Here is a 25,504-nt window from a genome sequence, read left to right on the forward strand (position 1 = left end):
GAATTGATATGTCTATCCTAAGTTGGGACGATTTCGAAGATGATTCGCAAAAACCGGCTGCTCCTGAACACAAGTCTGCGCCCGTCGAGCCGCAAAAAGCGCATGATACGCAGATGGTATCTCATGCAGAGCAACCACAGACGCCTGTGGCAGCTGCACAACCCGCTGCAGCCCCTAGAAGTAGAGCAACAGATTCAACCGATCCGTTGGCAAGAGCATCTAACGCTCTAGATCAATTGGACGTTGCACCTGGTCTTGAAGAACTAGAAATGGGTGCATCTCGCGTACAGGTTGATGATAAAGCCATGATCAACTGTCGTGCAGACTTAAACCAGCTTGTACCGTTCAAATACGAATGGGCATGGCAAAAATATCTAGATGGTTGTGCAAACCACTGGATGCCGCAAGAAGTGAACATGAACCACGACATCGCGTTGTGGAAGTCTGAAAATGGTTTAACTGAAGATGAGCGCACCATTGTTATGCGTTCACTTGGTTTCTTCTCTACTGCAGACTCATTGGTTGCTAATAACTTGGTATTGGCTATTTATCGCCACATTACCAACCCAGAATGCCGCCAGTACATTTTGCGTCAAGCCTTTGAAGAAGCGATTCACACTCACGCTTACCAGTACTGTATTGAATCGTTAGGTATGGATGAAGGCGAAGTCTTCAATATGTACCGCGAAGTACCATCGGTTGCGCGTAAAGCAGCATGGGGCTTGAAGTATACGCAATCTTTAAGTGATCCTACTTTCAAAACAGGTACACCAGAAAACGACCAAATTTTGCTACGCAACTTAATCGCATTCTATTGTGTACTTGAAGGTATTTTCTTCTACTGCGGTTTCAGCCAAATCTTGTCGATGGGTCGTCGTAACAAAATGAACGGTGTTGCAGAGCAATTCCAGTACATTTTACGTGATGAATCTATGCACTTGAACTTTGGTATCGACATGATTAACCAAATCAAGATTGAGAACCCGCACTTGTGGACTTCAGAATTCCAGCAAGAAGTGATTCAAATGATTCTTGAAGGCACGATGCTTGAAATTGAATATGCGCGTGACACTATGCCACGTGGTGTGTTGGGCATGAATGCAGGTATGATGGAAGAATATTTGAAATTCATCTGTAACCGTCGTTTAAGTCAGCTCGGTTTACCTGAACAGTTTGTTGGCGTAAACAACCCGTTCCAATGGATGTCTGAAATGATGGACTTGCGTAAAGAGAAGAACTTCTTTGAAACGCGTGTGACCGATTACCAGACTGGCGGTGCATTGAGCTGGTAATATCGCGACACATAAAATATCGTTGTGAGACACATGAGTTGTCATTGAGAAAACCGCCATTCATGGCGGTTTTTTTAAAGATACGATCGAGTATTTAATGGCTAGGTTGTGCAAATACCTAACAATTTGATTTTTTTAATTTATTTATTTTTAAAATTTCCATAAACCTTTAAAAATCGTTATCTTACAAAATATTTATACAACAATGCCGTTTTTTTACTTCTTTTGTTCATTATGAGAATAGGACAATAATCCAACAGCCCAAAAACGACAAAAAACAAAATAAATAAAGGCGCATCACGCGCCTTTATTCAGGCTGCTCACATTTATGCAGGAATACGCAACACCTGTCCTGGGAAAATGTCATCGGCATTTTTTAGTAATGGACGGTTAGCTTCAAAGATTTTGTTGTATTGGTTGGCATCCCCATAAAATTCTTTAGAAATTTTAGATAAGGTATCGCCTGATTTTACTGTATAGAACTTGCTTTCTGGTTCTGGGGTTGCAACTGTGAGTTGATCATCTACTTGTGCAACATGGTCAATATTACCCACTGCAAGAATAATTTTTTCACGGTCTGCCTGACTGTTGACCTGTCCACGCACTGTCGCTAAGTCAGTAGTTGCGTTATAACTCACCGATAAACCTGTCACAGGTAAGCCTAAACTTTTCACATGCCCCAAAAGTTTATTGGCAATTTCTTGTGCTGATGGTTCTGCAGGTGTGCTTGGTGCAGCTTGTGGCTCTGCAGGTGCTGTATTTTTCTTACCAATCCCTTTTACAAAATCAAAAAGACCCATGAGGTACTCCTATTTTTTTCTGCTGTTTATAAAGCGTCGCTCACTTACATAAGCACGTTTCTGTTCTCATTCATTTATAACTAAAAAAATAAGCGACTTCGGTTGTGATTAGACACTAGCCTGGTAACAAAATGTAAGCTACATCACACATTTAACAAAATGCGCCTTTTTCATATTCGATTGTAAAAACGACAGCGCATAAAAAAGCCACCTTGCGGTGGCTTTCATTTCAGCAGAGCTGAAATCAACAATTAACCAAGTTTTTTAGTTACGTAGTCGATTGCTGATTGAACTGTTGTGATTTCGTTAGAATCTTCGTCTGGGATTGTGATGTCAAAATCGTTTTCGAAAGACATTACAAGCTCTACTAAGTCTAAAGAGTCAGCACCTAAGTCATCCATAAAAGATGCTTCGTTTTTGATTTCTTCAGCTTTAAGACCAAGTTGTTCTGCAACCGCTTGTTTAACGCGTTGTTCGATATCGCTCACAGGAATTCTCCTCATTGCTTGTGGCGTTTTTAATGCCGTTAGTTTAATTGAATCTATAAAATTTTGAAAGTTTATACTTGAGCTTAGCTCATGTATAAACCACCATTTACGTGTAACACTGTACCAGTGATGTAACCAGCTTTGTCAGAAGCCAAGAAACTCACTGCATTTGCGATATCTTGTGGATCACCTAAACGGTTTAATGCCACTTGCTCACTCATTTTTTTGCGAATTTCTTCACTTAGCTGATCTGTCATTTCAGTTGCAATAAAGCCCGGAGCAACCGAGTTTACTGTAATTTGACGACTGCCCATTTCTTTGGCAAGGCTACGGCTGAATGCTTCAATACCGGCTTTTGCCGCAGAATAGTTCGCTTGTCCTGGGTTCGCAAAATGTGCTACCACAGAACTAATATTAATAATGCGTCCAAAACGTGCTTTGGTCATGCCCTTCAAGACACGTTTAGATAAACGGTAAACTGCCTTTAAGTGAATGTTGAGAATGTCATCCCAATCATCTTCTGACATACGCAGTAACAAATTATCTTTGGTAATGCCCGCATTGTTAACTAAAACCAAAACTGAACCATAGCTTTGTTCAATTTCAGAAACCAATGCATCAATGGCTGCACCATCACGGACATCCAATACTTTACCTGCACCGTTTTCTGCAAAACTTGCCGATAATTTTTCTGCGCCCGCTTCAGAAGTGGCAGTACCTACCACAAAAAAACCGTCTTGAATGAGTTGCTGAGCGATGGCTGCACCAATCCCTCGGCTTGCACCTGTGACTAATGCAACTTTACGTTCTTGTGTCATGCAATTTTCCCTTCTGCCACTAAAATGGCATTTAGTGCATCTTCCATACGACTTTGTGTGTCGAGTGGGAATGCTTTTTCGATATTCGGTAAACGCTTCGCAAGATTCGCCAATACGTTGCCTGGGCCACATTCCACGATATATTCAATACCCTGATCTTGTAGGTATTGCATGGTTTGTGTCCACTGCACCGATTGGTACAATTGCGCAGTGAGTGCCTGACCTAATTGCGCAACATCTGCCGCGATTCCAGCGTTGACATTTTGTATTACAGGAATACGCGGTAGCTCAATGGCAGTTTGTTCCAAAGCTTGTGCAAACTGTTCGGCAGCAGGTTTCATCAATGAACAGTGTGAAGGTACAGATACAGGCAGGGCAATGGCTTTACCGCCATTTTCTTTGGCCAATGCCATTACTGCTTCGACTAAAGTTTTATCGCCTGCAATAACCACTTGCCCTTGTGCATTGTAGTTGGCTGCTTCTACCGAGCCACGACCTTGCACATTCACTTGTTCACATAGCTCAAGCACTTTGGCATCTTCAAGGCCTAAAATGGCAGCCATTGCGCCCTGACCTTGTGGCACAGCGTTTTGCATTAATTTGCCGCGCAAGTTTACCAGTTTAACGGCATCGCCCAAGCTCAAGCTTCCTGCAGCTACTAATGCGCTGTATTCGCCCAATGAGTGTCCTGCCAAATATTTTGGTGCAACACCACCCAACTCTAACCACACATGCCATAAAGCGATACTTGCAGTGAGTAATACAGGCTGAGTAAATTCTGTTTGGTCTAAACCTTCACCACTTTGTGCAATGTGCCATAAGTCAAAGCCAATCGCTTCAGAGGCTTCTGCAAATGTTTCGCGCACACCGCTAAACTGTTTTGCAAGCTCAGCCAACATACCGGCTTTTTGTGAGCCTTGACCAGGAAAGACAAATGCAGTTTTAGTGGCTTGAGCTACTTGCTCGAGTCGTTTAGCAGACATAAAAAATCCTTTAATTAAGATGCGCAAATTGTAGTTTTTTGCAGCTACAACCCACACCTTCTCATGTAAGCTCAGTTATGGAGCGGAAATTTAACACTTAATTTTGTTTTTAGTAATTGCCAAATACAACAAAAATCGGGCACAAAAAAAGGGAGCTTACGCTCCCATTTTTTCTACTAAGCTTGACGCTTAATACATCACCAATTATTCAGCATCTGCTTTAGCGAATAATTGACGACCACGGTAGAAACCATCTTTAGTTACGTGGTGACGACGATGAGTTTCACCAGTAGCTTGGTCTACAGTTAATGCATTCTCGGTTAAAGCGTCATGTGAACGGCGCATGTCACGGCGAGAGCGACTTTTACGGTTTTGCTGAACGGCCATGATGGCTCCTTACAAAGATCGAAAAAATGGATCAGAACAAATTGAGTTGTCTTAACTAAAAATTATAACATAATTTTCAGTTAAGTTTACCTTTCAAACTTGCCAAAACATCAAACGGATTATCACGTTTTTCTTCGGCAATGTTCTGAATGGCAGGTTGATGCTTATGCTCGCAAGCGTCATGCTTAGGAGATAAAGGCAACAACAATAACAATTCATCTTCTATAAGTGACAGTAAATTAGCCGTCGCAGGCGAATCATAATCGCCTTTGGTGGTGGCTTCACTTTCACCTAATACAATGAAATCAGCATCCTCATCCAAGCGCTCTATCAGTGACTCATCATCCACAAGAGCTAGATGAAAATCTGAAACGAGGTCTATTTCTACAGAACCCAAGCAGCGCTGGCATTCCATTGGAACTTTCGTTTCAATATGACCATCTAGCCATACAATGCGATGATACGCATCCATTGATAGCTTACAGTCTATGTTAACCAATTGATCATCAATTGATCCAACAGCTTCACGGGCGATACGAGCAAAGCGAGACAATGGCAGGTTACCTGACCATGTAAAGCCCTGTTCAGCCCATTTAAACGGCTCAATCTGTGCCGGAAAGGTATTTGCTGACATAATTAAGGCGGCAATTCTACAAATTCATCAGTACTCTGTCAAAGATTAAGATACAATTTTGTACTTATTTAGACAGACCAATTTTGGGTAACACAGTCATGCATCTGTTGCAGCCGCAAACAGAAGTGAATTTTTCATCACTTGTGAGCACACTTCCAACCACCAATTCTGACACTTCGCACCCCCAAGTGCAACTCTCGGACTGGGCAAAACTCAATACAGAAACGGAACAGGTGGACTGGCTCATCTTACACTTTAATCACTGGTTTTCCCACCTAAATGTGAACTTGGTCAAAGGTGATTTTGAACCTGAGTACTTTCCTGCCACGGTAACACAGCCTGCACGAATTCAATTTGCACATGGTTTCTTTAATAGTGCCTTGCATGAAATTAGCCATTGGTGCATTGCAGGCGAACAACGACGTTTATTGCCAGACTTAGGCTATTGGTATGCTCCCGATGGTCGCACTCAGGAACAACAAGCCTTATTTGAACAGGTTGAAATTAAGCCTCAAGCCATTGAATGGCTATTTGCTCAAGCGTTTGGACGTAAATTCCGTGTATCTTTAGATAACCTGACCGGTGAAGGTGGAGATGGCCGCACATTTAAAGACAATGTCTTTGCCCAAGTACAGCGTTATTTTAACGGAGAAGCCAAATTACCACGCGATGCAAAACGCTTTATTGAATGTATTTGTTACTGCACCCGAGGTGGCAAAACATTACAAATTGCAGAGTTTGAACGAAAAAATTTGGATTAAATGCAATAAAGCACAAGGCAATGATTGCAACTGACATCAATCCCCTTTCATAATGAGCCTAACGTCACATTTACGCTACTGAGGAATTCGCATGTTGCATTTAAGAGTACATCCTGAAAATCCACAGCCGCGTCTAATCAGCCAAGCGGTTGAACGCATACGTGCAGGCGATGTGGTGGTCTATCCAACCGATGCTGCTTATGCGATTGGTTGCCAAATTGGTAACAAAAACGCGATGGAACGCATTTCACAAATTCGTGGTTTAGGCGCAAAACACCAATACGCCATTATTTGTGCCGATTTATCGGATATTGCCACCTACGCCAAAGTGGACAATGCCATGTATCGTCTGCTGAAAAACAATACGCCTGCGGTCACCACATTTATTTTACCTGCGACCAGTGAAGTTCCACGTCGCTTGATGCATCCCAATAAAAAAACCATTGGTTTGCGTATTCCAAGCAACCCTATTTGTCGCATGCTGCTTAAAGAATTAGGCGAACCTTTACTGACCAGCACCCTGATTTTACCGGGGCAAGAAGACCCTTTAGATGATCCATACGAGATTGATCTACAACTCAACAAACGTATTGATGTACTGATTGATGGTGGCTTAGGCACACTTAGCACCACCAGTATTATTGATTTATCGGGCGACAACCCGCAAATTGTGCGTCGCGGTGTGGGAGATGTGAGTGCTTTTGAATAAGCATTCACCACCTGCAAAGCGATTGACAGCACTACGGTTTAAAAGCCTTGCTTGCACGAATTAAACCCATGACTTTATTTCAGGTATTGTTAAATTTGCAGCAGTTTTCGGATGAGATGCACATTTATGTGCAACATCCGTGGACGCTAGAGTCCGATGCAATCGTGTGCTCCCAAACTGCATTCACAGCAACAATACCTGAACCTCCCGATTCTTATACTTACTTTTTAGATGCAGCACTATGTAAAGCACTTTTAGCGCAATCGCAAACTCGTAATCTGTGTTTACAAGACAGCTGCATGGCAATGATTGAATACGCATTACAGAATAAAACAGAAATAAATACTTAAAGATTGAATGAGTTAATTTTTACAACTTGCCTTAAATCTCCCTCAATCCCGATTTATTTTAGGCTTTTTTTGATATTTGGTCGTAGAACAGATTTATTTCAATCACGATATCCTTTAGACTAGTCGCTATTAATTCTGAGCTATTTCTCCATCTCCTTCTTATCTGAAGCGGAAATAGCATTTGCATGCTTTTGAAAATTCGCGTGGCCCAACACTGTAATGAATCAATCCCTCCACAATGCGATGGAACCTGCCCAACACATTCGTGTGTTAGATGAGTGGCAAGAGTCGATTCCTGAGGATTTGTATATTCCTCCTGCAGCATTTGAAATTCTGTTAGAGCATTTCGAAGGACCACTCGACTTTTTAATTTACCTGATTCAAAAAAATGGCTTCGATTTACTTCAGTTAGATATTGCCCCGATTGCATCGCAATATTTGTCGTATATGGATGCCATGAAATCGCTAAATATTGAACTGACTGCCGATTATATGGTGATGGCGGCATTACTGGCCGATTTAAAATCCCGCCTATTGTTGCCTAAACCTGCAAGTATCAGCAGCATTGAAAAAGACCCAAAACAAGAGCTGATTGACCGTTTAGAAACCTATTTAAGAGTCAAGCAAGCAGCTGAACGCTTGGGGCAAATGTCTGTTTTGGAACGCGATACCTTTGCTACCAATCTTAGCTTAGGGCATACCGCAGTCAATAATGTTGGCTATGCAGCCGATCAATTACGTGATGCCTTGTTCTGTATTTTTAATCGTCCTGAACCTGTCACCCATCAAGTTTTGCAAGAACCTGTTTTACTTGAAGAACGGATTGCATTTATTGAAGCCAAACTCGCATCGGGTGAAGTACTGAGTTTTGATGCGTTGCTAAAACCAAGTCAGGGACGCATGGGCATGGTTGTGACCTTTATGGCGATTTTAGAACTGACTCGCCAGCAAAAAGTGTGCATTATCAGCAGTGGGATTGAAGCACCATTGAGCATTCAAGGGGCGCAGGCATGAATCCAGAACCCATAATTTCGAGCTTGTCTGAAGGCGAACAACAGCATGAAGTGCTGATGCAACTCGAAGCAATTATTTTTGCCAGTGACAGTGCTGTGTCTTTAGCGCGTCTGAAAGAAGCTTTTCAAGATAAATATAGCAAAGCGCAATTACGCCAGTTTTTACAACAATTGGCCATGTTACAACATGGTCGCTCGATTGAACTGATCGAAACCGCACAAGGTTTCCGTTTTCAGGTGCGGGCAAAGTATCGTACAATTATTACACAGGTGTGGCCTGAACGTCCGACCCGACTTTCGCCCTCACTGCTAGAAATACTGGCGGTGATTGCCTACCACCAACCTGTGACCCGAGCAGATATTGAACAAATTCGCGGAGTATCAAACAATAGTCAAATTTTACGCACATTGTTTGATTGGAACTGGATTAAAGAATCAGGTTTCCGAGAACTCCCAGGAAGACCTGCGTTGTTGGTTACAACGCCTCAATTTTTAAATGCGTTTGGCTTGAATTCCTTAAGTCAATTGCCTCCCCTACAGGATGCCAAGGAAGCTTTCATGGCACTCGATGCATCTGCGTCTGTGTCTTGAATAGGTAAACTGTTGATGATCATTTCTAAGGTTATGCTGTCATGAGTGAAAAGTTGCAAAAGGTACTCGCACGAGTAGGCTTGGGTTCTCGCCGTTATATGGAAGAAGTCATTGCCGCTGGTCGTGTGAGTGTCAACGGCCAAGTTGCCCAAGTGGGTGAACGTATCGAACCAGGTGATGAGCTTCGCATCGATGGTCGTAAAGTTCAGTTCCAAATTGAAGATGAAATTCGTCGTCGCGTTCTGATTTACTACAAACCAGAAGGCGAAATTTGCTCACGCAACGACCCAGAACAGCGCCCAACTGTATTTGATAACCTGCCTGCAATTGCCAATGATCGTTGGGTAATGGTTGGTCGTCTGGACATTAACTCGACAGGTTTATTGCTATTCACCAACGATGGTGAATTAGCCAACCGTTTAATGCACCCATCGAACGAAATTGAACGTGAATATGCCGTTCGTGTGATGGGTGAAGTGACACCACAACTAAAAAACAACATGCTGCGTGGTGTGGTGCTAGATGATGGCCCTGCTAAATTTGAATCTTTCTCTGAAATTGGTGGTGATGGTATTAACCGCTGGTATCAAGTGGTGGTAAAAGAAGGTCGTAACCGCGAAGTTCGTCGTATTTTTGAATCACAAGGTCTGAAAGTCAGCCGTCTATTGCGTACCCGTTACGGCACGGTAATTTTACCGCGTGAATTACGTACAGGTCGCTGGATGGAATTGGATAAAAATGACATCGATAACCTTGCCAAAGCGGTTGAGTTAAAACCACGTCAAGGCACAGGTTTGTACGGCATGGCAAAACGTCGCAATGAGCGTATGCAGGAAAAACCGTTGGCAGCACGTCGTGGTGGTTTCTTGCGTCAGCAACGTCGTGACACCGAAGAAGCTGCACAAAACACAGGTTTTGCACCGCGTGAACGTCGTCAGGACGGTAACAGTTACGGCAACCGCGAACCACGCCAAGACGGTAACAGTTACGGCAACCGTGAGCGTCGTCAAGATGGTAACAGCTATGGCAACCGCGAACGTCGCCAAGATGGCAACAGCTATGGCAACCGTGAACGTCGCCAAGATGGTAACAGCTATGGCAACCGTGAACGTCATCAAGATGGCAATAGCTACGGCAACCGAGAACCACGTCAGGATGGTAACAGCTACGGCAACCGTGAACGCCGTGACGAAAATGCACCACGCAAACCGTTTGGCAATAAAAGCTTTAAAAAATTCTAAAAGCTGAAATATGCCAAATTGATAAAAAGCCACACATGAATGTGTGGCTTTTTTATTGGGCAAATTTGTTGGAAAAAAATAATAAGGATTAGATATTCGGCAATACAGGAATTTCAATCCACTGTGCCTTTGGAAAGCTTTTTGACAAATAATTTTTTAAATATTTGGCAGTATCCTGCGAAATTAAAGGGTCTTGTGATTCATCGTTCAAATTATATGCCAATGCATGTAAATTCAAACCACGTGTTTTTAAAGCTTCCAAACTGAGCAAAGTGTGGTTAATACTGCCCAAACGCCCAGAACTCACCAAAATAACAGGATATTGTTTTTGCTCAATATAGTCGATGGTGAGTAGGTCTGTGGTCAGCGGCACCATGAGCCCGCCCGCACCCTCTAATAATACTGCATCATACTTTGCCGCCAGTTGCGCAGTCGCAGCCTCAATTTTAGCAAAGTCAATTTCACGACCATCAATTTGTGTAGCCAAATGTGGTGAAGCAGGATAGCTAAAAATTTCAGGCATCGTTAGTTTGTCATCATCTTCAGGCAACCATTCAGTGCCCATAATTTTACGATGCTGCTCAATATCTTCTGAAACGTCTTGATTGCCCGTTTGAATCAGCTTTTGGGTAATGGTCTGAATACCCTGTTCATTCATGGTCTTGGCCAAATAACCTGTGGCATAGGTTTTGCCAATCCCTGTATCAATACCACTCACAAAATAAACTTGAGCTGTCATGGCATTCTCCGTGCAAGACAATAAATAGGATGATACGTGAGCGTGTAACTTTTTTTCTGTGAACTATGTTGCTGACTAAATTGTTCATAGCCCCGATAAAATTCGGTTAAAGTCGTTTTGTTCCAACGCTGCCCTTGTGCTGTACCCGTGACACCTGTGGCTTTTAAATGCTGCAAAATCTGTTTGGGATGTTCAAAACTTAATGATTCAAACTGCTCTGAACAGTGTAATACTTCAAAGCCCTGCTGTTTGAGCTGTTGTTGTAACGCATCCATACTCAAATAATGTAAGCCTTGACCTGTTAATTGCTTAATTTCAGTCAAGTTTTGAGGGCCAAACGTCGAAAAGCACAAATACCATTGCGGCTTTAACGCTTGATTCGCCTTGCGCAATAATGCTCCAAAATCTTCCACCCATTGCAAAGCCGAACTCGAACAAATTAAATCCAAAGACTGCGGAAAATCGAGCTGTTCTATATCGCCAATTAAGCCATGAATTTGCGTACTAGTTGTTTGAGGATGATGCAGATACGCATGCAACACTTCGGCATATAAATCATTTAAAGTCAGCTGTTGAATTTGAAATTCACGCAGTAGCAAGTCGGTTAAATTCCCTGAACCACAGCCGATTTCCAAGACGTTTTCAAAGCAAGGCTGAGGTTGATCTGACAACTTTTGCTGTACAACATATTGCTGCATTTTTGCCATTAACTGCTGACAAATTTGCTGCTGTACCACGGCATGCGTTTTATAACTCTGATGAGCGCGGGCAAAACGCTGTGCCACTTGTGCCTTATCTATACGCATACGCACACTCAAAGCAAATCCAGTAACTGTGTTAAATCTGCCGTTTCAAATTGCGTATTTAAACAAATCCGCAGTCTTGAACTGCCTTGCGGCACAGTCGGTGGACGTACAGGCATCACATAAAAACCTGCAGTCTGTAACTGTCGGGCTTTGCTTACAGTTGCAGTAGAGTCGCCAATAATCACAGGTACAATTTGCGAAGTTGATGGGCAAGCAAAACCTTTGGCCTGAATCCCCTGCTGTATAGATTGGCTCAAGGCCGCCAAATGCTGACGCTGTGCCTGCATGTGCACAATCTGATTCAGCATAAACTGCGTCCACGCCATACAAATAGGTGGCTGTGCGGTACTAAAAATTAGCGGGCGCATCCGATTAATTAGGTAATCACGGATAATCGGATCACAGATCAAATATCCCCCAACTGAAGCAACGGCTTTGCCAAACGTCCCAACCAGAAAATCAATGGCATCAATCACACCATATTGTTCGGCACAACCTAAACCTTGCTGCCCACGTACGCCAATCGCATGTGCTTCATCGACATATAACATGACTTTGGCAAAATGCTGTTTCAGCGCGACCAATGCGGCTAAATCAGTTTCATCACCATCCATACTAAAAATGGATTCAGTCACCACAATAATGCGTTCATAATTATCATCGGCATGATATTGCGTCAGCAATTGCTGCAAATGTGCCAAATCATTATGCCGATAACGCAAATATTTTGCAGATGACAAACGAATGCCGTCAATCATGCTGGCATGTACCAGTTTATCGGCCAAAATGAGAGTTTTCGCATCTGCCAATGCAGGTAAAATACCAATATTCATGTGATAGCCGCTATTAAACAGCAAGGCAGCTCGCCCATGAAATAATTGCGTTAATGTGGCTTCAAGCTGTTCATAGGCAGGGAAATTTCCAGTCAGCAAACGTGATGAAGATGCACTCATTAAACGCTGTGCATTGGGCGTTTCATCAAAAAACTGTTCACGTAAGCGCAAATCAGAGGCTAAACCCAAATAATCATTGGAAGATAAATTCAGCATCTGCTGTTGCTGAATTTCAATTGTTTTACCTTGCTGCTGATTGCTGCGAAATTGACGAAAATTGCCCTGTTGGCGAAGCTGATCAAGCTGTTCTGCATAGTGATCGAGTAAACTCATGCGCTCGCTCCTTGCATACCTGTCACCACCTCAGCCAATTGCTGCAATAAAGTATTTAGTTCTGCTGCTGTAATCACATACGGCGGCATCACATAAACCAATTTACCAAAAGGACGTACCCAAATACCACGTTGCACAAATTCTTGTTGCAGGCTTTGCATATCGACAGCATGTTTAAGTTCTACCACACCAATTGCACCTAAAACTCGCACATCCTGCACCCATGCCAAATTAGCCAATGGTGTTAAATGCTGTTCAAGTTGCTGTTGTATACGTTGAATATTGGCTTGCCAGTCTTGTTCTAATAATAATTGGGTACTTTTTACTGCAACCGCGCAAGCCAGTGGATTTGCCATAAAGGTCGGGCCATGCATAAACACACCTGCCTCACCCTGCGAAATCATTTCTGCAACATGCTTCGTGGTCAATGTGGCAGACAAGGTCATATAACCGCCTGTCAGCCCTTTGCCGATACACATAATATCGGGTTCGACCTGTGCATGTTCCCATGCAAACAACTTGCCTGTACGCCCAAAACCTGTGGCAATTTCATCAAAAATTAACAACACATCATATTGTTCACAGAGCAATTTGGCTTGACGCAAATATTCAGGATGATAAAAGCGCATGCCGCCTGCACCTTGCACAATCGGCTCAATAATCATGGCAGCAACCTGCTGATGATGCTCTGCCAAACTTTGCGCCAATTCTGCAATATCAGCAGGATTCCATTCTTGATCAAAGGCTGTTTTCGGTGCAGATACAAAATAACGACGCGCCAAACTTGAGCCAAAAACCTGATGCATCCCTGTGACAGGATCACAGACCGACATGGCATTCCATGTATCGCCATGATAGCCAGAACGGGTGGTAATAAAATTGGTTTTCTCGGTTTTGCCTTGTGCTGTCCAGTATTGCACCGCCATTTTCAGCGCCACTTCAACGGCAACTGAACCTGAATCTGCATAAAAAATTTTATCTAAACTCGGTGGGGTAATTTCGAGCAGCAAACGCCCTAACTCAATGGCAGGACGATGGGTCAATCCACCAAACATGATATGCGCCATACTGTCGAGTTGCTCGGTCACAGCACGGTTCAGTTTAGGATGGTTGTAGCCATGAATCGCACACCACCACGATGACATGCCATCAATCAACTGGCGACCATCTTCAAGTTCAATGGTGCTGCCAAATGCCCGCTTAACCTTAAAGGTTGTTAAGGGCTGAGTCATAGAGGTGTAAGGATGCCAAAGATGTTCACGATCAAAAGCCAAATCCATCTGTTCTGTCATCCCACCATCATCCTTGATCTTGTAAAAAACTTGATGTGCTAAATCTTAAACCTGTCTACAGATAAAATAAATTGCGAGATTTGTCACTTATGGACCTGTTGGCGGGTTTTTCTGTAAATATTGGCAGATTTTGCTAGTCAACTCATCGGCATGGAACAATGGCAGCCCATGCGAGCCTTGCAAAACATCTACGCTTAAAAACTTTGCAGCTAAATTTTGCAGTTTAGCTGCAACTTTGCAATCAACTAAAATATCCTGCTCGGCAAAAAGATGATACTGCAGACCTGTATAATTTTTAAGCTTAGTCACCAAGTTTAAGTTTTCCAATAAATCCAAACCGTGTTGAAGCAAAGATTGCGGCTGTGGCTGAACCAAACTTTGTAATTGTAATAGGTCGGTTTTACTACTAGTGACACCCTGACACACCATAAAACCAAAACGCTTTAGGGTCAGAATTGGGTCTTGTGCAAAAGATTGTTTAAACTGGGCAAACGTGGCTTGTGGCATAGCGGTATCCCAATCGGCTTGTGCAACAAAACACGGATTGGATGCAATGGTAATTAAGGTTTTATATCCTGCATATTGGCTGGCAATCGCATCGACCAGTAGCGTTGCCAATTGCCCACCCAGTGACCAGCCCATAATTACATCAAACTGACGTGCAAATTCAACCTGTTGCTGCATGACTTGAGCATCAGTAGCGTTAAAAATATTGATGAGCTCAACCCGAAAACCTTGTGCAGTTAAGGCTTGCTGTAACGGATTTAAGAGTGCAGTACCACCGCCCCAGCCTGTAATCAATAAAATCTGTTGTTGCACGTGGCTTGCTCTCAAGTTAGAAAATCACCTCAGTATAATACTGAATCGGCTCAATCGACATCTGCAAAGCACCAAGATACATCCTTAAAAAAACCAATTGATATAAAAAAGCCAATCTATAAAAACCGATCTATAAAAAAACCCGACTTATCATAAATCGGGTTTTGGTCTATTTTGCTTTGATCAGATTACATTTGCGATTGAATGTAGTTTTGTAAACCAATCAATTCAATTAAACGTAATTGTTTTTCCAACCAGTACGTATGATCTTCTTCTGTGTCGGTCATTTGCTGACGCAACATATCACGGCTGACATAATCGCCTTTTTCTTCACACAATTTTACGCCTTGCGCCAATTTTTCACGTACTTCGTATTCCAGTTTTAAATCGGCTTTTAAGCAAGACACCACATCTTCACCCACGTCGATGTCATCGCGCTGCATATTTGGAGTGCCTTCAAGGAACAATACACGACGAATTAAAGCATCGGCATGCTGCGCTTCTTCCTGCATTTCATGGTCAATGCGCTCAAAAATTTTGCTTAAACCCCAATCTTCATACATACGCGAATGAATCAGGTATTGATCGCGAGCAGCCAGTTCGCCACCAATCAACATATTTAAATAGTCTACGACTTCTGGATTGCCACGCATTTGCTGTACTCCCTTTCTTAATCCAGTCATTATGGACACATTCAGGCAAAATTGCAAAAGTTAATTATTGTAAACCCATGATTTTTATAAAATTAAAATGAGAAACATACGCATTTGCAATATAACTTAAAAATTCCCATATATAAAACAACTGCTTGGCAAAACTTAGCTTTAAAAATGACAATACAATGATTTTGCATCATTTTGTAAATATTGAAAGAAACCATACTTTGACGCTCAAGTATCGTAAAAAACGCCTAAAAAGCGGATTTTAAAACCCAGCTGCTTTATGATAATCACGAGTTCCATCACTTTCTTAAAATAATGACAAATCTAAATACATCTGCACCCATTTTAGTCACAGGCGCAACAGGCTATATTGCCAGTTGGGTCATTAAAAACCTGCTTGAACAAGGACATACCGTACACGCGACGGTGCGTGATCTGAATAAAACCCACAGTTTTCAACATCTGACTGATATCGCGGCAAAAAGCACAGGCAACTTACAATTATTCCAAGCCAACTTACTTGAAGAAGGTGCTTTTGATGCCGCCATGCAAGGTTGTGAAATCGTGCTGCACATGGCCTCGCCTTTTGTGGTCACCAATTATAAAGATGCAGTTAAAGACATTATTGAACCTGCCGTCATAGGCACCGAAAATGTATTAAACAGCGTTAATCGTACTGCATCGGTAAAGCGTGTAGTGGTGACTTCAAGTATTGCTGCAACCTATGGCGATGCGATTGATATTTTAAATACGGCCAATAATCGCTTTGATGAAAGTCACTGGAATACTAGCAGCAGCCCTGAGCATCAGCCTTATCCTTATTCAAAAGTGGCAGCTGAACGCAAAGCTTGGGAAATGGCAAAGGCACAAAACCGCTGGGATTTGGTCTGTATCAACCCTGCTTTGGTGCTTGGCCCATCGTTGACCAAAAACACCCAATCGGGCAGCGTGGAAGTGTTATTGCAGTTTGCCAACGGTATGACCTTGGCAGGTGTCCCTGCTATGTGGAATGGCATTGTCGATGTGCGTGATGTTGCCGATGCTCACATTCAGGCCGCATTCAACCCTGCTGCTGAAGGTCGCTATATTATTAGCGGTGGCACACTCAGCTTATTGGAAATGGGTAAAATTTTAGCCCAGCACTTTGGACGTAAATACCCTTTCCCACGCAATCAGTTACCTAAATTTGCCTTTAAAGCCTTTGGCCCTCTACTTGGTTTTTCCCGTAAATTTGTGGAACTGAATATGGGCTACCCAATTTATTTTAATGCGGAAAAAAGTCAGCGTGAATTGGGCATGCACTACCGCAATATTGAAACCAGTCTAGTCGAACATTTTCAGCAACTCATTGATGATGGGATTGTAAAGAAACGCTAAGTCCTCGGCATCTCTAAGCGAAAAACTAAGGCACTTCATCGTTGAAGTGCCTTTGTACTTAAATCAGATCAACAATGCCTAGAGATGCTTATTCAAGCACACCATATTCCTGCATCAGCTGAATAAACTCAGCTTCATTCATGACTTGCACACCCAACTTCTCAGCTTTTTCCAGCTTCGAGCCTGCTTTCTCACCCGCCACGACACATTTGGTTTTCCCCGAAACGCTGCCACTCACCCGTGCACCCAAAGCCTGCAACAACTGAGTCGCTTCATCGCGTCCCATTTGGCTCAACGTCCCTGTAATCACCCAACTTTCACCATTCAAAGGCTGACGTGTCGGTGCAATCGGAGCATCCCAATGAATGCCTGCAGCTAATAAACGATCCAACACTTCTAAATTATGCGGCGCTTGGAAAAAGTCCAAAATCCATTCTGCCGTAATATCTCCCACATCTGGAGTTTTCTTTAACGCTTCTAAATCAGCTTCACGCAAAGCCTCTAAAGTCTGAAAAGTATTGGCAAGCATCCGCGCGGTGGTTTCGCCCACACCACGAATTCCCAAGGCATAAATAAACGCAGCCAAAGTAGTTTTTTTGCTGTTTTCAATCGAGTCAATCAAGTTTTGAACCGACTTCTCACCCATTTTTTCAATGCCGAGCAAAGTGTCGCGGTGTTCGTGTAAATGATAAATATCAGCCACATTTTGTAGCAAGTTCAGATGCAGTAATGACTCCACCCAACGATCACCCAAACCTTCAATATCCATGGCTTTACGTGACACAAAATGACGAATCGCTTCAATACGCTGTGCCGCACAATACAAACCGCCTGAACAACGCGCCAAAGCCTCACCTTCAGGCATCACCACAGGCGAATCACACACAGGGCATTGTTCAGGTAAATGCACTTCTTGCGCATCGGCAAGGCGAAATTCAGGCCAGACTTTTTCAACTTTGGGAATCACATCACCACTACGGTAAACACTGACCGTATCGCCTAAACGCACATCCAAACGGTGAATTTCACCAATATTATGCAAAGTAACATTGGATACCGTCACACCACCTACCGCAACGGGGTTTAAACGTGCCACAGGCGTCAACGTACCTGTGCGCCCCACTTGCCAATCAATATTTTCAATGGTGGTTAAAGCGGCAACTGCAGGGAATTTATAGGCAGTCGCCCAGCGCGGCTCACGACTTAAAAAGCCCAATTGCTGTTGCTGTTTCAAGTCATTGACCTTGACCACCATGCCATCAATTTCAACGCTTAAATTCGGACGCTCAAGGTTAATTTGCTCATAGGCCGCCTGAACATCTTGAATGCTCTTGCAGACAAAATGACGTTCGCCAATTTCAAAACCAAACTGCCCCAACCATGCCAAACTGTCGGACATGGTGCTTTGTCCATGAGGCGGCACACATTGCGCAATGCCATAAGCATAGAATGCTAAAGGACGTGAAGCCGCAATATTCGGGTCTAACTGACGCAAACTGCCTGCTGCTGCATTGCGTGGATTGGCAAAGGTTTTTTCACCTTTGGCTGTATTGGCCGCATTGAGTTTTTCAAAACCAAGTTTTGGCATCAACACTTCACCACGCACTTCCAAAAATTCAGGAATAGCCGTTTCTGTCGCACTCAAAACTTTCGGTAAATTGCGGATAGTTTTGACGTTGTGGGTAATGTCTTCCCCTGTTTCCCCATCACCACGGGTCACACCACGCACTAAAACACCATGTTCATACCAAAGTGAAATCGCCAAACCATCAAATTTGAGTTCGACATCGTATTCAATATTTTGGTTGGGCAAACGCTCTTCGACACGTCTTGCAAAGGCAAATAATTCTTCCTGATTAAACACATTGCCTAAAGACAACATTGGCACAGCATGTGTAACCGTGGTGAACTTTGCCAAAGGTGTGCCACCGACTTTATTGGTCGGTGTATCGGGTTGAACTAAATCTGGATACTGTTGTTCCAACGCTTTTAGTTGATGGAAAAGCTGATCATATTCACTGTCTGCAATTGTCGGTTGATCCATCACATAATAGGCATGATTGTGCTTGGCAAGCAGTTGAATCAATTGACGCATTTGCGCCACGACGGTTAAATCTACAGACATATTTTCCACCATAAAAAAGGGCGGTCTTGTTCCGCCCTTCAATTTTTTCTATGTAGCGCATGCTACAGCTTGTATTGCTGCGCACATTATAAAAATGCGGCTGCAAAGTTGCAATTTATCCTACTGCACTCAGTTCAATTGCCAAACACTTGACGTAGCTTATACCCAGTACGAGATCGCAATTCTAGGCATGACTTGCCTGACCAGCACGATAATCTATCGCCTGATGACGCCAGTGTTCACGTAATTGTGGAGTAAACTCTAAATGGTTTTGGTCATAGACCGTTCCATCAATTTCACGTGCAATCAGTCCTGAAATGCTGACCATGGTATCAAAGGCATTTTGCACATCGCTGTGCGGCAAAGCGAGGAAGAACGCTAAACCTTTAACTTGTTCGCTCGATAAAGTTTCTAAATCAAAACCATCTGCGCCTTCATCATTAATTTGTAAAACTGAAAATAATAATTTAGTGCCATCTTCGTTATAGCGATGGAAACATGACATTTCACCGAAACGTAAACCATATTTCATCAAGACTTTTAAGGCTTTATCGCCCGAAAGTATGCGACGTTCAGGGAAGACATTCAGCGCGATAAAAGATTCAGCGGTTGCCAAGGCACTTTCTTCATCCATGATTTTTTGTTCATGCAAATGCGAATCTAAAATGCTGCTTTCTTCATTAAATTCTGAAATTTCGGCAGTTTCAATGTGTTGATTCAGACTGTATTCAGTCGAAGCTTTGTTTTGCTCGACAGTCTGCGCATTCGGTTCAGTTTCTACAATCACTTGCTGAATTTCATCCGATAATGAATATTCTGAAGTTGTCGCTGTCGGGCTTGGCGTGTCTTGTGCAACTTCAGACTTCGATATCGTTGTGGATGGATCAAGCTCAGAATTTTCTGTATTTGCCTGCAAACTCGGTTCAACTTTGTCAGTTTCTGTGCTTGAAGAAGCCACGACATCATCCGTTAAAGCCTGTGGTTCAGACTTGGCAGGCGCATCTTGCGTAACTTCATCTACCGTTAAAGTCGGCTCCACACGCGGTGGCGTAGCGTCGCTTTGCAATTGGTCACGTACATGGCGTGGAATAATCGGTTTTTGGCTTTCTGCATTAAATTGCAGTTCCGAATCTAAGGATGGCGCTGAATCTACAGGTTTTTTTAGAATCATTTTCAAACCAAACGCCATGATCACAATAGCGATGACAATTCCAATGATTGTGGTGATTTCCATATTATGCCTCCGCGACTAGGCCGTATTCTGCGGCTTCTTCTAAATTTACGGTTACTAATTTTGAGGTTCCCGGTTCAGGCATGGTAACACCTAAGAGGTCGGTTGCCATCGTCATAGCAAGTTTATTATGTGTAATGTAAATGAATTGCACTTGTTCAGAAAGTTCTTTTACTAAATTACAAAAGCGCCCCACGTTAGCATCATCTAACGGTGCATCAACTTCATCGAGTACGCAAAATGGCGCTGGGTTTAAACGGAAGATTGCAAAAACCAAAGCCAAAGCTGTCAGTGCTTTTTCACCCCCTGAAAGTAAGGCCAAAGAACTGTTGCGCTTACCCGGTGGACGCGCCATCAATTTCACCCCAGATTGCCAGTCATCTTCCAAGCTCAGACTCGCTTCACCGCCATTAAAGACTTTAGGAAACAACTCCTGCAATTCGGTATTCACCTGATCAAAAGTATTCATAAACAGTTTACGAGTTTCCTGATCAATACTTTTCATTGCCGCCTGTAACTGCGAAACGGTATTTTCCAAGTCTTCAATTTGATGGCTTAATTCTGCAAAACGGGCAGATACTTCTTCATATTCTTCCGAAGCCGCCAAATTGACCGCACCCAATTTATCAAACTGTTGCTGCGCTTTCGCCAGTTTTTGTTGATGCGCAGCGACATCAATCTGCAAACCTGTGATGATCTCGCTGTTTAAATCTTTTAACTGTTCAGAATAATGCTGATAGTCCGACTTTGCCGATTGCCATGCCAAGCGCTTTTCTTCGAGTTTGGCACGTAATTGTTCATCTTGCTGCTGTTGCTGCTGCCGTTGCTCGGTCAGTTGCTGCTGTTTGGACTGCACACTGTTCAATTCCACTTGCCATTCCTGCCAAGTTTTTTGCAGCTTTTCAGTCTGCTGCTGCTGCTCTGAAAACTGAGTTTCCAAGTCAGGCAATTCCAACTGAACAGGATCGACAAACTTTTTGGCTTGTTCCATTTGCGCCACAATTTGTTGATATTGTGCTTTTAAGAAAGTGGCATCTTTTTCTAACAGTTCAATTTGCTGCTGAGTTTGTACCGCTTGACGACGTAACAGATCCACTTCTTGTTGCTGCTGCTGAAACTGTTGCTGTGAACTATCCAGCTGCTCATTCAGCTGCTCGACCTGAAATTGCAAGATTTTATACTGCGGTAAGGCTTGCTCAAGTTTAAAAGCCAAAGCATGCAAATCAATTTCCTGATCATCTTTTTGCATGGCATCTTCTTCAAGCTGCTCATCTAATTGTGCCAATTGATGCTGTAATTGCTGTTGCTGTACTGCAAAAGCCTGTGCCGCACTTTCGGCTTTCGCCATTTGCACATCTAGCGTTTGCAAGGCTTGTTGTTGCTGTTTGAGCTGTTGCTGTTGTTGCTGCAATTGCTGCTGCAACTGTTTTACCTGTTGCTGCAATTCAGGCAGTTGCTGTTCTGCTTGCTCATATTGTGGCAGTTGCAACGCCAACGCCTGTTCAATTTCATCCAAGCGAATCCGATGGCTTAATGCCCCTTGCCCTGCCTGTGCCGCTTCATCATAAAACAGCCCGATTACCCAGTCTGCTCCCACATGATAACCATCTAAACTAAGGATAGACTGCCCTGCTTGTAATTGCACTTGCAATGCCAAAGCCTGCGATAAACTTTCTGTAATTGCGACACTTTGCCACAAGCTACTTTGCGGTGAAGCAATCCAGTCACTGAGCGACTCACACCCCGAAAGCTGTATTTTTGATGTTTTTGAATCTACAGCCAAATGAATTTTTAGCTGACGTGCGCGGCTGTCCTGAAATTCAATATCTGCTTCTACCACCTGCGCAGATAACCATTTAGCCAAGAACTTTTCAATTAAATTGGCATATGGTTTCGCCACATCTGCAAGTTGTAATACTTGCATCAACTGCACCACATCGGTTTGGGCTTTTGGACTTTGCTTAATGAGCAATTGATTGAGGTTTTTCTGTTCTGACTGCAAAATCTGAATCTCAGATTTTAAGGTCGCACACTGTGCTTTGTGCTCATTATAGTTGGTCTGCAACGTGGCGAGTTGCTGAGTGCTGTCTTGAATATTCTGTTCTAGTGTTAGCATTTCAGCCTGCAAGCGGGTCTTTTCGTCTTGCAGTTGTTGCATTCCCTCTTGCTGATCTTGCGGCTGAATTTGTGCAAACTGCTGTGTCAGGGTTTGTTTTTGCTGTTCAATACGGCTGATATTTTTGGCTAACTGCTCACTTTGCGCCTGCATGTGCACATGCTTTTGTTGTTGCTGTTCTACTTGCGCTTTAACTTGGGCATATTGTGCAGCTTGGGTTTGTTGCTGTGCTTTTAAATCCTGAAATTGCTGGCTCTGCTGCTGCGCCAAATGATCTTGCTGCTGTAGATTTGCCTGTTGGTTTTCTTGCTGATCGACCAAACTCTCTAGCTGCAATTCAATCAACTGCAAACGCTCTTTGGTTTGTGCTTTTTGTTGTTCAAGCTGCGATAAAGTCGCGGTATTTTGCTGAAACAAACTTTGTTTTTGTTCCAAAGTCATTTTCAGTTCAGCCAGTTTCTTTTCTGCCTGTTGCCATTCTTGCTGTAGCGGTGTCGATTGCTGAATCAAACGCTGAAACAACTCACTGGTCGCAGTTAAGTCATGTTCCAAAGTGGTCAGCTCAGAGCGCACCAATTTAAAACTTTCCCCTAACTCATTCATACTCAGGGTATATTCTTGCTGTAAACGTGCACTTTGTTCACACTGAAAAGACAACACTTCGACTTTAATGGTGCGAATTTCGCTCTCAAGCGCTTTGTATTGAATTGCTGTTTCTGACTGACGTTTTAAGGTTTTTAATTGCGATTTTAGTTCTGAAGCAATATCTTCCAAACGCGCCAAGTTCTGCGTGGTGTGATCCAAATGCAGCATGGTTTCACGACGACGCGCCTGATAACGTGACACGCCTGCCGCTTCTTCAATAAACACCCGCATTTCTTCAGGTTTAGCATCAACCAAACGATTAATCATGCCCTGTTCAATAATTGCATAAGAACGCGGGCCTAAACCTGTACCCAGAAAAATATCGGTGATGTCACGACGACGACACTTGGTTCCATTTAAAAAATATTCAGACTTACCATCACGGTTGACCTGCCGACGTACCGACAGTTCATTATAGGCGTTATAAGCACCGCCCAATTTGCCATAGGTATTGTCAAAACGCAGTTCAACACTGGCTACACCTACAGGTTTGCGTTTGGCAGTTCCTGTGAAAATTACATCCTGCATACTGCCGCCACGCAACTGGCGCGCACTAGATTCGCCCATCACCCAACGAATGGCGTCAATCACATTGGATTTACCACAACCATTCGGCCCCACCACAGCGGTACGGTTGGCTTTAAAATGTAAGGTCGTACTGTCGGCAAAAGATTTGAAGCCAGAAAGTTTTAAACTGCTTAAACGCATAATGTCCCAATTAACGGCGTGAACGTCTTGCCCATGCAAGCTCGATCTGTTTCATACGGGTCAGAGATTCCAACACCAAGTTGCGCAAGTGTCGGCAAAAATCTTCCATAAATAAAGTGGCTTGTTGTGATTTTCTGCTTAAAATTGCATCACTCACCAGTTTAAATAATTCAAAAGATTCTTGTAACTCCCGACGCGAAGTATTTAAGGTCAAAAAGTAACTGCGTCTTAACGATGGCAATAACTCTTGATAGAACTTCATTAAATATAAATTTCCCACCATATCAGGCTGCCGTGCCAGATATTGAAAAATTAAATCATAAAACTTTTCAGTATTGCCCAAGCGACATTGCTCTGCCAGTTGCAGCAAAAGTTGTTGTAAGGCTTCGGCTTCATGCATTCGCCACGTGTCCGCAATACGCTGCACAATATAACCCAATAACAAACTGCTGCTGTCAAACAAAGCTCGGACTTGCTGTGCCGACATTTCCGACACAATTGCACCACGACGTGGAAAAATTTCAATCAGATGAGTACGTTGCAATAACAACAGCGCTTCACGTACCGAACCACGACTCACGTCCAGTTCTTTGGCGATGCGCAATTCCTGAATACGCTCACCTTCAACCAAATCACCGCTAATAATCTGTTCTGCGATGTGTCGGGCAATTTGTTCCGATAAACTTTCTGATTCTTGTTGTTGCATACTGTTCCTATCTTGTTTTTATAAGATGCAGTGATGAAAATTCGGAGCTACTCTCATTTAAGACATCTCAGGATCATCCTTCGACTGCAAGCATAGCTCCGATACAAGCATCTTTCTTTTTACTGCGAAACAGATCACAACGCCATGACATTGTCCGACAATTTCATGGCGCTAGAGCCAATTTTACATGGCTTAAAACAAAGAAAATAGCGACTCAACTTAGAAAAATACTCGCATACCCTGATATACAAAATAACAGCCAACGGTGGTCAGCAAGCAGGCAAAACATTTTTTCAACATCGCTGGCGATAACAAATGTGCCACTTTCGCACCAACTTTGGCAGTAATAAAGCTCATCACACTAATGCCTATAAATGCATAAATGTGGATATAACCAATGGTATTGGGTACTGCAACTTCGGCTTGCTTACCAAACCACATAAAGCCTAATGCGCCCGCCACCGCAATTGGCAAACCACAAGCGGCTGAGGTTGCTACCGCTTTTTGCATGACCACGCCGTAACGGTTTAAGTACGGCACTGTTAAACTGCCACCGCCAATCCCAAAAATTGCAGAGGCAATGCCAATCCCACCGCCCGCCATGACTTGCTTTGCAGTTGAAGGCAAATGATGTGAAGGATCAACCGCAATATTTGCGCCTCTAAACATCTTAAAAGCCACCCACAGTGCAAAACCGCCAATTAATAATTGTAAGCCTTGCCCCGAAAGGAAATCGGCAATACCTGCACCAACAAATGCACCCACAATTAAACCAGGCGCAAGATTACGAAATACAGGCCACATCACCGCACCTTTTTTATGGTGTGCCGTAACTGAGCTGATCGAAGTTACAATAATGGTTGCCAATGATGTCCCCACCGCCATGTGCATTAACACCGATGGGTCATAATTGAGTTGAGTGAACACAATATATAAAATTGGCACAATAATTAAGCCGCCGCCCACGCCAAACAGCCCTGCTGCAAATCCAGCAATTGCACCAATCAATAAATATATGATTAACTCCATAAATATATTCCACTAT

The 25,504-nt window shown here is 43.2% G+C and carries 24 protein-coding genes and 1 pseudogene; 8 read left to right on the forward strand and 17 right to left on the reverse strand.

Annotated elements, in window-relative coordinates:
* Positions 1-8: 8 nt before the first annotated feature.
* Entirely contained in the window at positions 9-1,292 is a 1,284-nt protein-coding gene (locus F947_RS03895) for a ribonucleotide-diphosphate reductase subunit beta (RefSeq protein WP_004972324.1), read from the forward strand.
* A 326-nt stretch (positions 1,293-1,618) separates the two neighbouring features.
* On the opposite strand, the gene lysM is transcribed toward F947_RS03895, so the two are convergent.
* The 6 genes from lysM to F947_RS03925 form a co-directional block, all read right to left on the reverse strand.
* Positions 1,619-2,092 (reverse strand): peptidoglycan-binding protein LysM, encoded by a 474-nt coding sequence (gene lysM, locus F947_RS03900; protein ID WP_004972325.1) that lies wholly within the window; start codon positions 2,090-2,092, stop codon positions 1,619-1,621.
* A 251-nt stretch (positions 2,093-2,343) separates the two neighbouring features.
* On the reverse strand, positions 2,344-2,580 hold the full coding sequence (acpP, locus tag F947_RS03905; protein ID WP_001279871.1) for an acyl carrier protein: 237 nt from the start codon (positions 2,578-2,580) through the stop codon (positions 2,344-2,346).
* Positions 2,581-2,663: 83 nt separating this feature from the next.
* Positions 2,664-3,398 (reverse strand): 3-oxoacyl-ACP reductase FabG, encoded by a 735-nt coding sequence (gene fabG, locus F947_RS03910; RefSeq protein ID WP_004972328.1) that lies wholly within the window; start codon positions 3,396-3,398, stop codon positions 2,664-2,666.
* Positions 3,395-4,381, reverse strand: coding sequence for an ACP S-malonyltransferase (fabD, locus tag F947_RS03915; protein WP_004972330.1), 987 nt, complete (start codon positions 4,379-4,381; stop codon positions 3,395-3,397). Before fabD ends, fabG begins: the two co-directional genes overlap by 4 nt.
* A 204-nt stretch (positions 4,382-4,585) precedes the next feature.
* Positions 4,586-4,768: a 50S ribosomal protein L32 gene (rpmF, locus tag F947_RS03920; protein ID WP_004972331.1), complete on the reverse strand. Its 183-nt coding sequence runs from the start codon at positions 4,766-4,768 to the stop codon at positions 4,586-4,588.
* 76 nt (positions 4,769-4,844) lie between these two features.
* Positions 4,845-5,402 (reverse strand): YceD family protein, encoded by a 558-nt coding sequence (locus F947_RS03925; protein ID WP_004972332.1) that lies wholly within the window; start codon positions 5,400-5,402, stop codon positions 4,845-4,847.
* A gap of 98 nt (positions 5,403-5,500) precedes the next feature.
* Here F947_RS03925 and F947_RS03930 point away from each other — a divergent pair, with 98 nt between their 5' ends.
* The 6 genes and pseudogenes from F947_RS03930 to rluB form a co-directional block, all read left to right on the forward strand.
* Positions 5,501-6,163: an elongation factor P hydroxylase gene (locus tag F947_RS03930; protein ID WP_004972334.1), complete on the forward strand. Its 663-nt coding sequence runs from the start codon at positions 5,501-5,503 to the stop codon at positions 6,161-6,163.
* A 91-nt stretch (positions 6,164-6,254) separates the two neighbouring features.
* Complete coding sequence (locus F947_RS03935) at positions 6,255-6,872, forward strand: L-threonylcarbamoyladenylate synthase (RefSeq protein ID WP_004972336.1); 618 nt, start codon at positions 6,255-6,257, stop codon at positions 6,870-6,872.
* A 68-nt stretch (positions 6,873-6,940) separates the two neighbouring features.
* Entirely contained in the window at positions 6,941-7,222 is a 282-nt protein-coding gene (locus tag F947_RS03940; RefSeq protein ID WP_004972337.1) for a hypothetical protein, read from the forward strand.
* A gap of 219 nt (positions 7,223-7,441) precedes the next feature.
* Entirely contained in the window at positions 7,442-8,236 is a 795-nt protein-coding gene (locus F947_RS03945; protein ID WP_004972339.1) for a segregation and condensation protein A, read from the forward strand.
* The gene (scpB, locus tag F947_RS03950) at positions 8,233-8,826 is read left to right on the forward strand and encodes an SMC-Scp complex subunit ScpB (protein ID WP_004972340.1); all 594 of its coding nucleotides are present in this window, start codon (positions 8,233-8,235) and stop codon (positions 8,824-8,826) included. The genes F947_RS03945 and scpB overlap by 4 nt, the downstream gene beginning before the upstream one ends.
* A gap of 41 nt (positions 8,827-8,867) precedes the next feature.
* Positions 8,868-9,788: pseudogene (gene rluB, locus F947_RS03955) on the forward strand (23S rRNA pseudouridine(2605) synthase RluB); the annotation flags it as partial.
* Positions 9,789-10,155: 367 nt separating this feature from the next.
* Here the strand turns inward: rluB and bioD are convergent.
* The 6 genes from bioD to ftn all read right to left on the reverse strand — a co-directional run bounded on the left by bioD (position 10,156) and on the right by ftn (position 15,542).
* Complete coding sequence (gene bioD / locus F947_RS03960) at positions 10,156-10,806, reverse strand: dethiobiotin synthase (protein WP_004972346.1); 651 nt, start codon at positions 10,804-10,806, stop codon at positions 10,156-10,158.
* The gene (gene bioC / locus F947_RS03965; RefSeq protein WP_004972347.1) at positions 10,803-11,612 is read right to left on the reverse strand and encodes a malonyl-ACP O-methyltransferase BioC; all 810 of its coding nucleotides are present in this window, start codon (positions 11,610-11,612) and stop codon (positions 10,803-10,805) included. The genes bioD and bioC overlap by 4 nt, the downstream gene beginning before the upstream one ends.
* A gap of 8 nt (positions 11,613-11,620) precedes the next feature.
* On the reverse strand, positions 11,621-12,778 hold the full coding sequence (locus F947_RS03970; RefSeq protein WP_004972348.1) for an 8-amino-7-oxononanoate synthase: 1,158 nt from the start codon (positions 12,776-12,778) through the stop codon (positions 11,621-11,623).
* Entirely contained in the window at positions 12,775-14,058 is a 1,284-nt protein-coding gene (gene bioA, locus F947_RS03975; RefSeq protein WP_026438290.1) for an adenosylmethionine--8-amino-7-oxononanoate transaminase, read from the reverse strand. The genes F947_RS03970 and bioA overlap by 4 nt, the downstream gene beginning before the upstream one ends.
* Positions 14,059-14,157: 99 nt before the next feature.
* Positions 14,158-14,889 (reverse strand): alpha/beta hydrolase family protein, encoded by a 732-nt coding sequence (locus F947_RS03980; protein WP_004972353.1) that lies wholly within the window; start codon positions 14,887-14,889, stop codon positions 14,158-14,160.
* A 188-nt stretch (positions 14,890-15,077) separates the two neighbouring features.
* A complete protein-coding gene (ftn, locus tag F947_RS03985) occupies positions 15,078-15,542 on the reverse strand; it encodes a heteropolymeric bacterioferritin subunit Ftn (protein ID WP_004972356.1) in 465 nt (154 codons plus the stop codon).
* Between the two features lie 324 nt (positions 15,543-15,866).
* On the opposite strand from ftn, the gene F947_RS03990 reads away from it, so the two are divergent.
* Entirely contained in the window at positions 15,867-16,928 is a 1,062-nt protein-coding gene (locus F947_RS03990; RefSeq protein WP_004972358.1) for an SDR family oxidoreductase, read from the forward strand.
* An 88-nt stretch (positions 16,929-17,016) separates the two neighbouring features.
* Here the strand turns inward: F947_RS03990 and ligA are convergent, their stop codons facing one another.
* The 5 genes from ligA to F947_RS04015 form a co-directional block, all read right to left on the reverse strand.
* Positions 17,017-19,053 (reverse strand): NAD-dependent DNA ligase LigA, encoded by a 2,037-nt coding sequence (gene ligA / locus F947_RS03995; protein ID WP_004972359.1) that lies wholly within the window; start codon positions 19,051-19,053, stop codon positions 17,017-17,019.
* Positions 19,054-19,237: 184 nt separating this feature from the next.
* Positions 19,238-20,287 (reverse strand): cell division protein ZipA C-terminal FtsZ-binding domain-containing protein, encoded by a 1,050-nt coding sequence (locus F947_RS04000; protein WP_004972361.1) that lies wholly within the window; start codon positions 20,285-20,287, stop codon positions 19,238-19,240.
* 1 nt (position 20,288) lies between these two features.
* Positions 20,289-23,753: a chromosome segregation protein SMC gene (smc, locus tag F947_RS04005; RefSeq protein WP_004972364.1), complete on the reverse strand. Its 3,465-nt coding sequence runs from the start codon at positions 23,751-23,753 to the stop codon at positions 20,289-20,291.
* A gap of 10 nt (positions 23,754-23,763) precedes the next feature.
* On the reverse strand, positions 23,764-24,459 hold the full coding sequence (locus tag F947_RS04010) for a GntR family transcriptional regulator (RefSeq protein WP_004972365.1): 696 nt from the start codon (positions 24,457-24,459) through the stop codon (positions 23,764-23,766).
* 219 nt (positions 24,460-24,678) lie between these two features.
* Entirely contained in the window at positions 24,679-25,488 is an 810-nt protein-coding gene (locus F947_RS04015) for a sulfite exporter TauE/SafE family protein (protein WP_004972366.1), read from the reverse strand.
* Positions 25,489-25,504: the final 16 nt, after the last annotated feature.

Source organism: Acinetobacter towneri DSM 14962 = CIP 107472 (genome assembly GCF_000368785.1).
Taxonomy (GTDB): Bacteria; Pseudomonadota; Gammaproteobacteria; order Pseudomonadales; family Moraxellaceae; genus Acinetobacter; species Acinetobacter towneri.

What these genes read in the sequence shown, in the direction of transcription:
- F947_RS04010 (WP_004972365.1), bottom strand. Translation starts at nt 24,459, where the DNA reads ATGCAACAACAAGAATCAGAAAGTTTATCGGAACAAATTGCCCGACAC.
- F947_RS03895 (WP_004972324.1), top strand. Translation starts at nt 9, where the DNA reads ATGTCTATCCTAAGTTGGGACGATTTCGAAGATGATTCGCAAAAACCG.
- F947_RS03930 (WP_004972334.1), top strand. Translation starts at nt 5,501, where the DNA reads ATGCATCTGTTGCAGCCGCAAACAGAAGTGAATTTTTCATCACTTGTG.
- F947_RS03940 (WP_004972337.1), top strand. Translation starts at nt 6,941, where the DNA reads ATGACTTTATTTCAGGTATTGTTAAATTTGCAGCAGTTTTCGGATGAG.
- fabG (WP_004972328.1), bottom strand. Translation starts at nt 3,398, where the DNA reads ATGACACAAGAACGTAAAGTTGCATTAGTCACAGGTGCAAGCCGAGGG.
- ligA (WP_004972359.1), bottom strand. Translation starts at nt 19,053, where the DNA reads ATGTCTGTAGATTTAACCGTCGTGGCGCAAATGCGTCAATTGATTCAA.
- F947_RS04015 (WP_004972366.1), bottom strand. Translation starts at nt 25,488, where the DNA reads ATGGAGTTAATCATATATTTATTGATTGGTGCAATTGCTGGATTTGCA.
- fabD (WP_004972330.1), bottom strand. Translation starts at nt 4,381, where the DNA reads ATGTCTGCTAAACGACTCGAGCAAGTAGCTCAAGCCACTAAAACTGCA.
- F947_RS03990 (WP_004972358.1), top strand. Translation starts at nt 15,867, where the DNA reads ATGACAAATCTAAATACATCTGCACCCATTTTAGTCACAGGCGCAACA.
- F947_RS03970 (WP_004972348.1), bottom strand. Translation starts at nt 12,778, where the DNA reads ATGAGTTTACTCGATCACTATGCAGAACAGCTTGATCAGCTTCGCCAA.
- rpmF (WP_004972331.1), bottom strand. Translation starts at nt 4,768, where the DNA reads ATGGCCGTTCAGCAAAACCGTAAAAGTCGCTCTCGCCGTGACATGCGC.
- bioD (WP_004972346.1), bottom strand. Translation starts at nt 10,806, where the DNA reads ATGACAGCTCAAGTTTATTTTGTGAGTGGTATTGATACAGGGATTGGC.
- smc (WP_004972364.1), bottom strand. Translation starts at nt 23,753, where the DNA reads ATGCGTTTAAGCAGTTTAAAACTTTCTGGCTTCAAATCTTTTGCCGAC.
- bioC (WP_004972347.1), bottom strand. Translation starts at nt 11,612, where the DNA reads ATGCGTATAGATAAGGCACAAGTGGCACAGCGTTTTGCCCGCGCTCAT.
- ftn (WP_004972356.1), bottom strand. Translation starts at nt 15,542, where the DNA reads ATGCGTGGCAATCCAGAAGTCGTAGACTATTTAAATATGTTGATTGGT.
- lysM (WP_004972325.1), bottom strand. Translation starts at nt 2,092, where the DNA reads ATGGGTCTTTTTGATTTTGTAAAAGGGATTGGTAAGAAAAATACAGCA.
- F947_RS04000 (WP_004972361.1), bottom strand. Translation starts at nt 20,287, where the DNA reads ATGGAAATCACCACAATCATTGGAATTGTCATCGCTATTGTGATCATG.
- bioA (WP_026438290.1), bottom strand. Translation starts at nt 14,058, where the DNA reads ATGGATTTGGCTTTTGATCGTGAACATCTTTGGCATCCTTACACCTCT.
- scpB (WP_004972340.1), top strand. Translation starts at nt 8,233, where the DNA reads ATGAATCCAGAACCCATAATTTCGAGCTTGTCTGAAGGCGAACAACAG.
- F947_RS03935 (WP_004972336.1), top strand. Translation starts at nt 6,255, where the DNA reads ATGTTGCATTTAAGAGTACATCCTGAAAATCCACAGCCGCGTCTAATC.
- F947_RS03925 (WP_004972332.1), bottom strand. Translation starts at nt 5,402, where the DNA reads ATGTCAGCAAATACCTTTCCGGCACAGATTGAGCCGTTTAAATGGGCT.
- F947_RS03945 (WP_004972339.1), top strand. Translation starts at nt 7,442, where the DNA reads ATGAATCAATCCCTCCACAATGCGATGGAACCTGCCCAACACATTCGT.